The 15,057-nt window shown below is 71.0% G+C and carries 1 protein-coding gene; it reads left to right on the top strand.

What is annotated here, in order from left to right; translation table 11 throughout:
- The first annotated feature begins 15 nt into the window (after positions 1-15).
- Positions 16-15,054, top strand: a complete 15,039-nt coding sequence (locus ABTZ59_RS20535; RefSeq protein WP_503003246.1) for a type I polyketide synthase — start codon at positions 16-18, stop codon at positions 15,052-15,054.
- Positions 15,055-15,057 lie beyond the last annotated feature (3 nt).

Genomic DNA, 15,057 nt, shown 5'->3' on the forward strand with positions numbered 1-15,057 from the left:
GCTCTGCCGGCGACGGTGGTGTTCGACTATCCGACGGCTGCCGCGTTGGCGGCTTTTCTGCGTGTTGAGTTGTCGGGTGTGGAGGCGGCTGATCCGGCGGCCGCGGTCTCCGTCCTTGGTGTGGTGGATGAGCCGGTGGCGATTGTGGCGATGGCGTGTCGGTTCCCGGGTGGTGTGTCGAGTCCGGAGGATCTGTGGGATGTCCTTCTGGCGGGTGGGGACGCGGTGGCGGAGTTCCCGGCCGACCGTGGGTGGGACGTGGAGGCGCTCTACGACCCGGATCCGGCGGGTGTCGGCACGTCGTACAGCCGGATGGGCGCGTTCCTCGACCGGGTGGCGGACTTCGACTCGGACTTCTTCGGGATCTCGCCCCGTGAGGCGTTGGCGATGGACCCGCAGCAGCGGTTGCTGCTGGAGACCTCCTGGGAACTGCTCGAACGGGCCGGGGTCGACCCGGCGTCGCTGCGCGGTGAGCGCGTCGGCGTGTTCGTGGGGTCGAACATGCAGGACTACGGGATGGTCCTGGACGGCGCCGCCGAGGACGTGGGCGGTTACGCGGCGACCGGCACCGCGTCGAGTGTGGCTTCCGGCCGGCTGTCCTACACGTTCGGCTTCGAAGGCCCCGCGGTGACGGTGGACACGGCGTGCTCGTCGTCGCTGGTGGCACTGCATCTGGCGGTGCAGGCCCTGCGCTCGGGCGAGTGCTCGCTCGCGCTGGCGGGTGGCGTCACGGTGATGTCCACGCCGGGTGCGTTCATCGAGTTCAGCCGCCAGCGCGGGCTGTCGGTGGACGGCCGGTGCAAGGCGTTCTCCGCCGACGCGGACGGCACCGGTTGGGGTGAGGGCGTCGGCATGCTGTTCGTCGAGCGGCTGTCGGACGCTCAGCGCAACGGACATGAGGTGCTGGCTGTTGTGCGGGGTTCGGCGGTGAATCAGGACGGTGCGTCGAACGGTTTGACGGCGCCGAACGGCCCGTCGCAGCAGCGGGTGATCCGGCAGGCGCTGGCCAGTGCGGGTCTGGCGCCGTCGGATGTGGACGTGGTGGAGGCGCATGGCACCGGTACGACGTTGGGTGATCCGATCGAGGCGCAGGCGCTGTTGGCGACGTACGGGCAGGACCGGCCCGAGGGTCGGCCGCTGTGGCTGGGGTCGTTGAAGTCGAACATCGGCCACACCCAGGCCGCCGCCGGTGTGGCCGGTGTGATCAAGATGGTGCTGGCGATGCGGCACGGTGTGCTGCCACGCACCCTGCACGTGGATCAGCCGTCGCCACATGTGGACTGGTCCGCGGGCACGGTCGAGTTGCTGACGGAGGCACGTCCCTGGCCGGAGACCGGTGGGTCGTGGCGTGCCGGTGTGTCGTCGTTCGGGTTCAGCGGGACGAACGCGCACACCATCATCGAGCAGGCCCCCATGGTGGAGCGGGAGGAAGTCCCGGAGCCGGTGCGCGACGGCCTGGTGCCATGGGTGCTGTCGGCAGGCGGCGAGGGTGCCCTGCGTGGCCAGGCTGAGCGCCTGATGTCGACCGTGGATGAGCACGCGGTTGTCGATGTCGGGTACTCGCTCGCGACGTCGCGGTCGGCGTTGGACCACCGCGCGGTGGTGATCGCCGGTGACCGATCCGAGTTCCTGGCCGCTCTGGCGGCCGTGGCCGAAGGCACGTCGAGCGGCGCGGTGGTCAGGGGAGTCGCCGACGATCCCGGTCGGCTGGGTTTCCTGTTCTCGGGTCAGGGGTCGCAGCGGCTTGGGATGGGGCGTGAACTGGCCGCGCGTTTCCCGGTGTTCGCTGAGGCTCTGGACGGGGTGCTGGGCGCGTTCGGTCCGGTGGTGCGTGAGGTGCTGTTCGGTGAGGATGCCGAGGCGCTGAATGGGACGGGGGTGACGCAGCCGGCGTTGTTCGCGGTGGAGGTGGCGTTGTTCCGGTTGTTGGAGTCGTGGGGTGTCCGGCCGGATGTGCTGGCCGGTCATTCGATCGGTGAGCTGGCCGCTGCCCATGTGTCAGGTGTGTGGTCGTTGGCCGATGCGGTCAAGGTGGTGTCGGCTCGGGGTGCGTTGATGCAGGCGCTGCCCGAGGGCGGTGCGATGGTCGCGATCCAGGCGTCCGAGGCGGAGGTCGCGTCGGATCTGCCCGACACCGTGGGCGTCGCGGCGGTGAACGGTCCTAACTCGGTGGTGATCTCCGGTGCTGCCGCCGATGTGGAGACGGTCGCGGAGCGGTGGCGCGAGACGGGTCGGAAGGTGTCTCGTCTGCGGGTGAGTCATGCGTTCCATTCGCCGTTGATGGAGCCGATGCTCGATGAGTTCCGTGCGGTGCTGGAGGGCGTGTCGTTCGAGGCACCGTCCATTCCGATCGTGTCGACGCTGACCGGTACGCGGGTGACCGCTGAGGAGCTTGCATCGCCGGGGTATTGGGTGCGGCACGTACGGGAGTCGGTGCGGTTCGCGGACGCCGTCGAGGCGCTGGTGGCCGAGGGTGTGGCGACGTTTGTGGAGGTCGGGCCGGGTGGGACGCTGTCCGCGCTGGGCCAGGAGTCCGCACCGGAGGCGACGTTCGTACCGGCGCTGCGGGCGGATCGGCCGGAGGCCGTGGCCGCCACGACGGCTGCGGGACAGCTGCATGTACGCGGTGTCCGGGTGGAGTGGGAGGCCTTCTTCACCGGTCGCGGCGCGCGGCGGGTGGACCTGCCCACCTATGCGTTCCAGCGAGAGCGCTACTGGCCTGACACGCTGCCGGCGATCGGCGATGTCGCGGCGGTCGGGCTCGGATCGACGGAGCATCCGTTGCTGGGTGCGACGGTCGCCGTGGGGGGCACGGATGGTGTGCTGCTGACCGGTCGACTGTCGGTTCAGTCCCATCCGTGGCTGGCCGACTATGTGGTTCAGGGTTCGGTTCTGCTGCCCGGTACGGCGTTCGTCGAGCTCGCGGTGCGTGCGGGTGACCAGGTCGGGTGTGACCTGGTGGAGGAATTGACGCTGGAGGCACCCCTCGTTCTGGCCGAGAACGGCTCGGCGCGGGTGCAGGTGTGGGTCGGCGCGGCGGAGGAGTCGGGCAGGCGTGAGCTGACCGTCTATTCCAGCGCGGGTGATACCGAAGACGGCCGTTCGTGGACCCGGCATGCCACGGGTGTGCTGCGTGCGGGAGGCCGCTCCGGTGGGGCTTCTCTGGTCGAGTGGCCGCCCGCCGGTGCGGAGGCCGTGGACCTGGACGGGGCCTACGACCGGCTGGCGGAGCTCGGCTTCGGTTACGGGCCGGTGTTCCAGGGGCTGCGGGCCGCGTGGCGCAGTGGGGACGAGGTGTTCGCCGAGGTCGCGCTTCCCGAAGACGTGGGCGTGGATGGATTCGGTCTGCACCCGGCGTTGCTGGATACGGCGCTGCATGCCATTGGGCTGATGGGCGACGCCGACGCTCCTGGCAGCTTGCCGTCCGTGTGGTCGGGGGTGCGACTGCACGCTTCCGGCGCGACGGTGCTGCGGGTGCGGCTGTCGCCCGAGGGGTCGGACGGGATGTCCTTGGCGGTCGCGGACGGGGCAGGTGCTCCGGTGGCCACGATCGACTCGCTGGTGCTGCGCCCGGTGTCGGCGGACCAGATCGCCGGTGACGATCAGGGCGACGCGCTGTTCGGCGTCGACTGGGTGTCGGTTCCCCTGCCCGACGTCGATGCTCCGACGACCGAGTGGACCGAGCTGGATGCCCTGGCCGAACCGTTGTCCGACTTCGTGGTCGTGTCGTGCCCGGTCGTCGCCGCGTCCGACACGGTCGATGGCGCGCATGAGGCGGCGCACTGGGCGCTGAACGCGGTTCAGACCTGGCTGGCGGAGGAGCGGTTCGGCGCGGCGCGCCTGGCGATTGTGACCAGGGGTGCGCTGGCCACCTCGCACGACGAGGATGTGCGGGACGTCGCGCAGGCCGTGGTGTGGGGCTTGGTGCGGTCGGCGCAGTCGGAGAATCCGGACCGGATCGTGCTGGTGGATCTCGACGATGAGGCGGCCTCGCTCGATGCGTTGCCGTCCGCGTTGGCCACTGGCGAGCCGCAGTTGGCGGTGCGCTCCGGCGATATCCGAGTGCCCCGTCTTGCCAGGGTGGGGCGGTCGGTGGTGGATGAGCCCGGGTTTGGTTCGGGTGCGGTGCTGGTCACGGGTGCGACGGGCACGTTGGGTGGTCTGGTTGCCCGGCATCTGGTGGTGGAGCGGGGTGTGCGGAGTCTGCTGCTGGTCAGCAGGCGCGGCGCTGCGGCCGAGGGTGCCGAGGAGTTGCGCGACGAACTGGTCGCGCGGGGTGCCGAGGTGGTGTTCGCGGCGTGTGATGTGGCGGACCGGGAGGCGGTGGCGGCGCTGCTGGCCGAGCATCCCGTGACCGCTGTCGTGCACACCGCGGGTGTGCTGGACGACGGAACGATCGGCTCGCTGACGCCGGAGCGCATCGACACCGTGTTCCGGCCGAAGGTCGACGCGGCATGGAATCTGCACGAGTTGACCCGTGAGCTGGATCTGTCGGCGTTTGTGCTGTTCTCGTCGGTGGCGGGCATATTGGGTGGCCCCGGCCAGGGCAACTATGCGGCGGCGAACACGTTCCTGGACGCGCTCGCCCAGCACCGCCGTACTCAGGGGCTGCCCGCGACGTCGCTGGCGTGGGGTCTGTGGGCTGAGGCCAGTGGTATGACCGGCCAGCTCGACGACGCTGACCTGAAGCGGATGAGCAGGGGCGGTCTGATCCCGCTCCGTACGGCCCGGGGCCTGGCTCTGTTCGACGTGGCGGGTTCGACGGGGCGTGCCGTGCTGGCGCCGGTGCCCCTGGACCTGCCCGCGTTGCGCAAGCAGGCACGTTCCCAGCCGGTGCCGCACATGCTCCGCGGCCTGGTGCGCTCCACCGCGCGCGGGTCCGCCGATTCCGGGCCCGCCGTCGGGTCCGTGCTGGCGCGGTCGCTGGCGGGGCTGACCGAGACCGAGCGGGAGAAGGCGCTGCTGGACCTCGTACTCGGTCATGTGGCCGTGGTCCTCGGCCACAGCTCGGCGCACGCCATCGCGCCCGACCGCGCGTTCAGGGAACTGGGCTTCGACTCGCTCAGCTCCGTCGAGTTGCGCAACCGGCTGGGCGTGGCCACCGAGCTGGCTCTGCCTGCCACGCTTGTCTTCGACCACCCGACCCCCGCTGTTCTCGCGGCGCACCTCGGAGCCGAGCTGCTGGGTGGGGTGCTCGATGCGGCAGCCCACGATGCCGCCGCGGCCGTGAGCGACGAACCGATCGTGATCGTCGGTATGAGCTGCCGGTTCCCCGGTGGGGTCGAGTCGCCGGAGGATCTGTGGCGTCTTGTCGAGTCCGGTGTGGACGCGGTGTCCGGATTCCCCGCCGACCGGGGATGGGATCTGGACGCGCTGTATGACCCGGACCCCGAGCACTCGGGCACCAGCTACGCGCGAGAAGGCGGCTTCCTGGCCGATGCGGCGGAGTTCGACCCGGGTTTCTTCGGGATCTCGCCGCGTGAGGCGTTGGCGATGGATCCGCAGCAGCGGCTGCTGCTGGAGACCTCCTGGGAGGCGTTCGAGCGGGCGGGCATCGACCCGAACTCGTTGCGGGGCAGCCGGTCCGGTGTCTTTGTCGGTACCAATGGTCAGGACTACGCGGCGTTGTTGATGGCTGCGCCGGAGAGTGTGGAGGGCTACGCGGGTACCGGGCTCTCGGCGAGTGTCATCTCCGGCCGGCTGTCCTACACCTTCGGCCTTGAGGGGCCCGCGGTGACGGTGGACACCGCGTGCTCGTCGTCGCTCGTCGCGCTGCATCTGGCCGCGCAGGCGCTGCACAAGGGTGAGTGTGAGCTGGCGCTCGTCGGCGGTGTGACGGTGATGTCGACACCGGGCTCGTTCGTGGAGTTCAGCAGGCAGCGTGGCCTGGCTCCGGACGGTCGGTGCAAGGCGTTCTCCGACAGCGCTGATGGGACCGGTTGGGGTGAGGGTGTCGGCATGCTGCTCGTCGAGCGGCTGTCGGACGCCCGCCGCAACGGGCACCAGGTGCTGGCGGTGGTGCGGGGTTCGGCGGTGAACCAGGACGGTGCGTCGAACGGTTTGACGGCGCCGAACGGTCCGTCGCAGCAGCGGGTGATTCGTCAGGCGCTGGCGAGCGCGGGCCTGTCCCCGTCGGATGTGGACGCGGTGGAGGCGCACGGCACGGGTACGACGCTGGGTGACCCGATCGAGGCGCAGGCGCTGTTGGCCATCTACGGTCAGGACCGTGGCGGTGAGCCGCTGTGGCTCGGGTCGATCAAGTCGAACATCGGTCACACGCAGGCCGCCGCGGGTGTGGCGGGTGTGATCAAGATGGTGATGGCGCTGCGGCACGGTGTGCTGCCTCGGACGCTGCATGTCACCGAACCGTCGTCGCACGTGAACTGGTCGGCGGGCGCCGTGGAACTGCTGACGGAGACTCGGCCGTGGCCGCAGACCGGTCAGCCGTGGCGGGCCGGTGTGTCGTCGTTCGGTGTAAGTGGCACGAACGCGCACGCCATCATCGAGCAGGCCCCCGTGGTGGAGCGGGAGGAAGCTCCGGAGCCTGTGCGTGACGGCCTCGACCTGGTGCCGTGGGTGATATCGGCGCGCGACGAGAGCGCCCTGCGTGGCCAGGCCGGCCGGCTGATGTCCATGGTGATGGTGGACGAGCACGCGGTTGTCGATGTCGGCTACTCGCTCGCGACATCTCGGACGGCATTGGACCACCGTGCGGTGGTTGTGGCCGCGGACCGTTCCGAGTTCCTGTCGGCTCTCGCCGCTCTCGTCGAGGGGCGGGACGGGCCGGGTGCGGTGGTGGGTGAAGCGACATCGCACCGGGTGGGTTTCCTGTTCTCGGGTCAGGGGTCGCAGCGGCTTGGGATGGGGCGTGAACTGGCCGCGCGTTTTCCGGTGTTCGCTGAGGCTCTGGACGGGGTGCTGGGCGCGTTCGATCCGGTGGTGCGTGAGGTGCTGTTCGGTGAGGACGCCGAGGCGCTGAATGAGACAGGAGTGACGCAGCCGGCGCTGTTCGCGGTTGAGGTGGCGTTGTTCCGGTTGCTGGAGTCGTGGGGTGTCCGGCCGGACATGTTGGCTGGTCATTCGATTGGTGAGTTGGCGGCGGCGCATGTGGCGGGTGTGTGGTCGTTGGCTGATGCGGTCAAGGTGGTGTCGGCTCGTGGTGCGTTGATGCAGGCGCTTCCCGAGGGCGGTGCGATGGTGGCGATCCAGGGGTCCGAGGCGGAGGTCGCGCCGGATCTGCCTGACACTGTGGGGATCGCGGCGGTGAACGGTCCGAATTCGGTGGTGGTTTCGGGTGTCGCCGCTGATGTGGAGGTGGTGGCGGAGCGGTGGCGTGAGGCGGGTCGGAAGGTGTCTCGTCTGCGGGTGAGTCACGCGTTCCATTCGCCGTTGATGGAGCCGATGCTCGATGAGTTCCGTGCGGTGCTGGAGGGTGTGTCGTTCGAGGCGCCGTCTATTCCGATCGTGTCGACGCTGACCGGTGGCCGGGCGACGGCCGAGGAGTTGGGTTCGCCGGAGTACTGGGTGCGGCATGTGCGGGAGTCGGTGCGGTTTGCCGACGCCGTCGAGACGCTGGTTGCTGAGGGCATGACCACGTTCGTCGAGGTCGGGCCGGGTGGGACGCTGTCGGCGCTGGGTCAGGAGTCGGCGCCGGAGGCGACGTTCGTACCGGCGCTGCGGGCGGATCGGTCGGAGGCCGTGGCCGCTACGATGGCCGCGGGACAGCTGTACGTACGTGGTGTACGGGTGGAGTGGGAGTCCTTCTTCGAGGGCAGCGGCGCACGTCGGGTGGATCTGCCCACCTACGCCTTCCAGCGCGAGCGCTATTGGGTTGATGTGGTGCCGCTGGTCGGTGATGTCACGGCGGCCGGGCTCGGTGCGGCCGAGCACCCGTTGTTGGGTGCGACCGTCGCTCTCGGCGGTACGGACGGTGTGCTGCTCACCGGACGTCTGTCGGCCCAGAGCCACCCCTGGCTGGCCGACTACGTCGTCCAGGGGGCGATTCTGTTGCCCGGTACGGCCTTCCTTGAGCTGGCGATCCGTGCGGGTGACCAGGTCGGGTGTGACCTGGTGGAGGAATTGACGCTGGAGGCGCCGCTCGTCCTGCCCGAGAAGGGCACGGTGCGCGTACAGGTGTGGGTCGGTGCCGAGGACGAGTCGGGCCGACGTGAGCTGACGCTCCACTCCAGCGCGGGCGACGACGGCGTGTCGTGGACCCGGCATGCCGGCGGAGTGCTCCGTGCGGCCGGCCGGTCCGATGGGATTTCCGTGGTCGAGTGGCCGCCCGCCGGTGCCGAGACAGTGGACCTGGACGGCTTCTACGACCGGACGGCCGATGACGGGTTCGGTTACGGGCCGGTGTTCCAGGGGCTGCGGGCCGCATGGCGCAGTGGGGACGAGGTGTTCGCCGAGGTCGCGCTGCCCGAAGACGTGGGTGCCGACGGATTCGGGCTGCATCCGGCGCTGCTGGACGCGGCGCTGCACGCCATCGGCCTGATGGACGCTGCGGATGCTCCTGACACTCTGCCGTCCGCGTGGTCGGGCGTACGACTGCACGCCTCCGGCGCGCGGATGCTGCGGGTGCGGCTGTCGCCCGCGGAGTCGGACGGGGTGTCGTTGGTGGTCGCGGACGGCACCGGTGCGCCGGTCGCCGAGATCGACTCGCTGCTGCTGCGCCCGCTGCCGGAGACACTGGCGCGGCAGGACTCGGAGTCGCTGTTCGGCGTCGACTGGGTGTCGGTTGCCCTGCCCGACGTCGATGCTCCGACGACCGAGTGGACCGAGCTGGATGCCCTGGCCGAACCGTTGTCCGACTTCGTGGTCGTGTCGTGCCCGGTCGTCGCCACGTCCGCCACGGTCGATGGCGCGCATGAGGCGGCGCACTGGGCGCTGAACGCGGTTCAGACCTGGCTGGCGGAGGAGCGGTTCGGCGCGGCGCGCCTGGTCATTGTGACCAGGGGTGCGCTGGCCACCTCGCTCGATGAGGATGTGCGGGACGTCGCGCAGGCCGCTGTGTGGGGCCTGGTGCGGTCGGCGCAGTCGGAGAATCCGGACCGGATCGTGCTGGTCGACCTCGACGACGAGGCTGCCTCGCTCGAAGCGCTGCCAGTGGCTCTGGCCACCGGGGAGCCACAGCTCGCGGTGCGCTCCGGCGACATCCGAGTGCCCCGTCTTGCCAGGGTGGGGCGGTCGGTGGTGGATGAGCCCGGGTTTGGTTCGGGTGCGGTGCTGGTCACGGGTGCGACGGGCACGTTGGGTGGTGTGGTTGCCCGGCATCTGGTGGTGGAGCGGGGTGTGCGGAGTCTGCTGTTGGTCAGCAGGCGTGGCGCTGCGGCCGAGGGTGCGGAGGAGTTGCGCGACGAGCTGGTCGCGGGGGGTGCCGAGGTGGTGTTCGCGGCGTGTGATGTGGCGGACCGGGAGGCGGTGGCGGCGCTGCTGGCCGAGCATCCCGTGACCGCTGTCGTGCATACCGCGGGTGTGCTGGACGACGGCACGGTCGGGTCGCTGACGCCGGAGCGTATCGACGCGGTGTTCCGGCCGAAGGTCGACGCGGCATGGAATCTGCACGAGTTGACCCGTGAGCTGGATCTGTCGGCGTTTGTGCTGTTCTCGTCGGTGGCGGGCATATTGGGTGGTCCCGGCCAGGGCAACTATGCGGCGGCGAACACGTTCCTGGACGCGCTCGCGCAGCATCGCCGTACTCAGGGGCTGCCCGCGACGTCGCTGGCGTGGGGCCTGTGGGCTGAGGCCAGTGGTATGACCGGCCAGCTCGACGACGCTGACCTGAAGCGGATGAGCAGGGGCGGTCTGATCCCGCTCCGTACGGCTGAGGGCCTGGCTCTGTTCGACGTCGCGGGTTCGACGGGGCGTGCGGTGCTGGCGCCGGTGCCCCTGGACTTGCCCGCGTTGCGCAAGCAGGCACGTACCCAGCCGGTGCCGCACATGCTCCGCGGCCTGGTGCGCTCCACCGCGCGCAGGAGCGTCGAGTCCGCCGCTGTGGCCGGGTCGGCGTTCGCGCGACAGCTGGCGGGGCTGACCGAGGCCGAGCGGGAGAAGGCGCTGCTGGACCTCGTACTGGACCATGTGGCCGTGGTCCTCGGTCACAGCTCGACGCACGCCGTCGCGCCCGATCGGGCGTTCAAGGAGGTCGGATTCGACTCGCTGACCGCCGTCGAGCTGCGTAACCGGCTGGGCGGCGCGACCGAACTGCGGCTGCCCGCCACGCTGATCTACGACTATCCGACCCCCGCGGCGCTCGCGGCGCACCTCGGCGCCGAACTCGTCGGCACACCCGCCGTCGCGGCGATCACCCGTACGGCAGCGGCCGTCCTCGACGAGCCGATCGCGATCGTCGCGATGAGCTGCCGGTTCCCCGGCGGGGTGAACTCGCCCGAGGACCTGTGGCAACTCGTGCTGGACGGGGTCGACGCCATCGGTGAGTTCCCCGGCAACCGCGGCTGGGACCTGGCGAACCTGTACGACCCCGACCCGGACCACGCCGGCACCTCGTACGCGCGTGAAGGTGGCTTCCTGTACAACGCCGACCTGTTCGACCCGGCGTTCTTCGGGATCTCGCCCCGTGAGGCGCTGGCGATGGACCCGCAGCAGCGGCTGCTGCTCGAAACCTCCTGGGAGGCGTTCGAACGGGCCGGCATCGACCCGAATGCGGTGCGGGGGCGCGACATCGGCGTCTTCACCGGCTCGAACGTGCAGGACTACACCACGCTGCTGACGGCGAGTGAGGAGACTGTCGAAGGACTGGTCGGCACGGGCAACGCGGCAAGTGTCGTGTCCGGGCGGGTCGCCTACGCGTTCGGTCTCGAAGGTCCCGCGGTGACGGTCGACACCGCGTGCTCGTCGTCGCTGGTGGCACTGCACATGGCGGTGCAGGCGCTGCGCACCGGTGACTGCTCGATGGCGCTGGCGGGTGGCGTGACGGTGATGTCGACGCCGGGTTCGTTCATCGAGTTCAGCCGCCAGCGCGGGCTGTCCACCGACGGTCGGTGCAGGCCGTTCTCGTCGGACGCGGACGGCACCGGCTGGGGCGAGGGCGTCGGAATGGTCGTGCTGGAGCGGCTGTCCGAAGCGCAGCGCAACGGGCACCAGGTGCTCGCCGTCGTGCGGGGGTCCGCGATCAACCAGGACGGTGCGTCGAACGGTCTCACCGCGCCCAACGGGCCTTCGCAACAGCGGGTGATCCGCCAGGCGCTCGCCGGAGCGGGGCTCACGTCGTCCGATGTGGACGCGGTGGAGGCGCACGGCACGGGTACGACGCTGGGTGACCCGATCGAGGCGCAGGCGCTGCTCGCCACGTACGGCCAGGACCGTAGCGGTGAGCCGCTGTGGCTCGGGTCGCTGAAGTCCAACATCGGCCACACGCAGGGCGCGGCCGGTGTCGCGGGCATCATCAAGATGGTCATGGCGATGCGGCACGGCGTGCTGCCGAAGACGCTGCATGTCGCCGAGCCCACCCCGAAGGTCGACTGGTCGGCCGGCGACGTCGCGCTCCTCACCGAGGCCCGCTCCTGGCCGGACACCGACCGTCCGCGCCGTTTCGGTGTGTCGTCGTTCGGGTTCAGCGGCACCAACGCGCACGCCATCATCGAACAGGCGCCGGTCACCGAGGTCGCCCCGCGGACGGCCGTGCCGGACACGTCCCCGGTGCCGCTGCTGGTCTCGGCCAAGGACAACGACGCGCTACGGGCACAGGCCGACCGGCTGCGCGCCCATCTCGTGGCGCACCCCGAGCTGAACCCGCTCGATGTCGCCGGCACGCTCGCCGTGGCGCGATCGGCCTTCGACAACCGGGCGGTTGTCGTCGGCCATGACCGCGACGGTCTGCTCGCCGGTCTCGCCGCGCTCATCGAGGGGCCGACGGCGCTGGCCCGCCGCGTCGAGTCGACCCGGGTGGCGATGGGTGTGACCCGGCCCGCGGGCAAGGTGGCGTTCGTGTTCCCCGGTCAGGGGGCGCAATGGCTGCACATGGGCGCGGCGTTGGCGCAGTCGTCGCCGGCGTTCCGCGCCTCGCTCGACGCGTGTGCCGATGCGCTCGCCCCGTACGTGGACTGGTCGTTGTACGACGTGCTGGCCGACGCGGCCGAGCTGGAGCGAGTCGATGTGGTGCAGCCCGCGCTGTGGGCGGTGATGGTGTCGCTGGCCGCGTTGTGGCGCTCCTACGGTGTGGAGCCCGACGCGGTGGTGGGGCACAGCCAGGGCGAGATCGCCGCCGCCTGTGTCGCGGGCGCGCTGTCGCTGCCCGACGCCGCCAAGGTGGTCGCGCTGCGCAGCAAGGCGATCCTGGCGCTGTCGGGCCAGGGCGGAATGGTGTCGCTGGCGGCGAGGGTCGACGACGTACGCGAGCGGATCGCGCGGTGGAACGGGCGGATCTCGGTCGCGGTGGTCAACGGCCCCGGCTCGGTCGTGGTGGCGGGCGATGTCGACGCGCTCGACGAGCTGATCGAGTTGTGCGCCGCCGACGATGTGCGGGCACGGCGGGTTCCGGTGGACTACGCGTCGCATTCACCGCACGTCGAGCGCATCCGGGAGGCGCTGGCGACCGAGCTGGCCGGGGTGGAGCCGACGCGGGCGAGCGTAGCGATGCTGTCCACGGTCACCGGGGAGTGGCTGACCGGCACGGAAGTGGGCGCGGACTACTGGTATCAGAACCTGCGGAACACCGTGCGCTTCGAGGAGGCGACGCGCGGCCTGCTCGACTGGGGCGTCGGTGTGTTCGTGGAGTGCAGCGCGCACCCGGTGCTGACCTTCGGGGTGCGCGAGACGCTGGACGTGACCGGTGCGGAGGCCGTGGTCGTGGGCACACTGCGCCGCGACGACGGTGATCTCGACCGGTTCCTGCTCTCCGCCGCCGAGGCATACGTACAGGGCCTGCCGTTCGACTGGCGCGACGTGGTCGCCGAGGGGCGGCAGGTGGACCTGCCGACCTACGCCTTCCAGCACAAGCGGCTCTGGCCGAGCATGGCGGCGGCCCCCGCGGGCGACGTCACCGGAGCGGTCGACGCGCGGTTCTGGGCGGCCGTGGCGGACGGCGACCTCGGTGAACTGGCGGACGAGCTGGACGTGTCCCTCGACGACCCGATCGGCGCGGTGCTGCCCCGCCTGGCGTCCTGGCGGCAGTCGCAGTCCGAGCACTCCGAGATCGACGGCTGGCGCTACCGCGTCACCTGGCTGCCGGTGCCCGAGCCCACCGCCGCGCTCACAGGCACCTGGCTGGTGGTCAGCAGGGACGGCGCCGGTGAGGAATCCGTCACCGACGCGCTGACCCGGCACGGCGCGCGAGTGCTGTCGGTCCGGGCAGGAGAGGCGGTGGACCGGGACTCGCTGACGGCCCGGCTGGCGGTCGACGAGCCCGTCGCGGGCGTCCTGTCGCTGTTCGCGCTGGACCCCGAACTGCCGTCGGGCGGTGTGTACGCGACCCTCGCTCTCGTCCAGGCGCTCGGCGACGCCGGACTCGCCGCTCCGCTGTGGTACGCGACGCGCGGCGGTGTCTCGGTCGGCCGCTCCGACACGCCCGTCTGCCCCGAGCAGGCGATGGTGTGGGGGCTGGCCCGATGCGCCGGGCGGGAACAGCCCGAGCGCTGGGGCGGTCTCGTCGACCTGCCCGACACACTGGACGACCGTGCCGCCGCCCGCCTCGCCGGAGTCCTGTCCGGCACACGGGAGGAGGACCAGGTCGCGCTCCGCGCCGGCGGCGTGTTCGCCCGCAGGCTGGTGCGGGCACCCTCGGGGCACCTCGGCGACTGGGACCCCACCGGCACGGTGCTGGTCACCGGTGGCACCGGCGGGATCGGCGCGCATGTGGCCAGGTGGCTGGCCACGAAGGGCGCGGAACATCTGCTGCTGATCAGCAGGCGCGGTCCGGACGCCGACGGCGCGGAGGAGTTGCGTGCGGAGCTGACCGAGCTGGGCGCGCGTGTGACGATCGCCGCCTGCGATGTCGCCGACCGGGAGGCGCTGGCGGAGCTGCTGGCATCGATTCCGCAGGAGTTCCCGCTCACCGCGGTCATGCACACGGCGGGTGTCCTGGACGACGGTGTGCTGACCGCGCTCACCCCGGACCGGTTCGCGGCCGTGTTGCGGCCGAAGGTCGACGCCGCCGTCAACCTGGACGAACTGACCAGGGACCGGCAGCTGTCGGCGTTCGTGATGTTCTCCTCGATCTCGGGCACGTTCGGCGCGGTCGCGCAGGGCAGCTACGCGGCCTCCAACGCCTTCCTCGACGCCTTCGCCGAACGGCGCGTGGCGGCGGGCCTGGCCGCCAGCTCGGTCGCGTGGGGGCCGTGGGGCGGCGGCGGCATGGTCGGCGAGAAGCTCGGCGAGATTCTGCGCGGCCGGGGCACGGCCCCGTTCGAGCCGGAGTCGGCGATCGCCGCACTGGACAGGGCCGTTCGCCAGAGCGACCCGACGGTGCTGGTCGTGGCGGACATCGACTGGGACCTGTACGCGCCTTCGCTGCCGGCCTCGCTGCTGCGGGAACTGCCCGACGCTCGACGGACGGCCCCGGCCCCCGCCGAGGCGGCGCCGCTCGACCTGGCGGCCAGGCTCGCCACGATGTCCGGGCCGGACCGCGAGCGCGTCATGCTGGATCTGGTGCGCGAGCAGGTGGCCGCCGTCCTCAGCTACGAGAGCACCGCGCAGGTGGAACCCGGTCGGGCGTTCAAGGACCTCGGCTTCGACTCACTGACCGCGGTCGAGTTCCGCAACGTGTTCAACTCGGCCACCGGGTTGAGCCTGCCCTCGACGCTCGTCTTCGACCACCCCAACCCGTCCGCGCTCGCCGCGCACGTGCTCGACCAGATGCCGGGAGTGGGGGCGCCGACCATCGACGCCGAGCTGGACCGCCTGGAGGCCACACTGTCCCTCCTGACGCCGGACGACCAGCGGAGCGCCGCCGTCGGCGACCGCCTCCGCACGCTGCTGACCAGGTGGGACGAAGCGCACACCCGCACGGAACCCGTCAACTCCGGACCGGACGCGCGCACCGCCACGGCGGACGAACTGCTCGCGCTGCTCGACGAAGAACTCGGTAGGTCTTGAGCC

Origin of the sequence: Streptomyces sp. NPDC094034, assembly GCF_040303865.1 — a bacterium.
Lineage (GTDB): Bacteria > Actinomycetota > Actinomycetes > Streptomycetales > Streptomycetaceae > Streptomyces.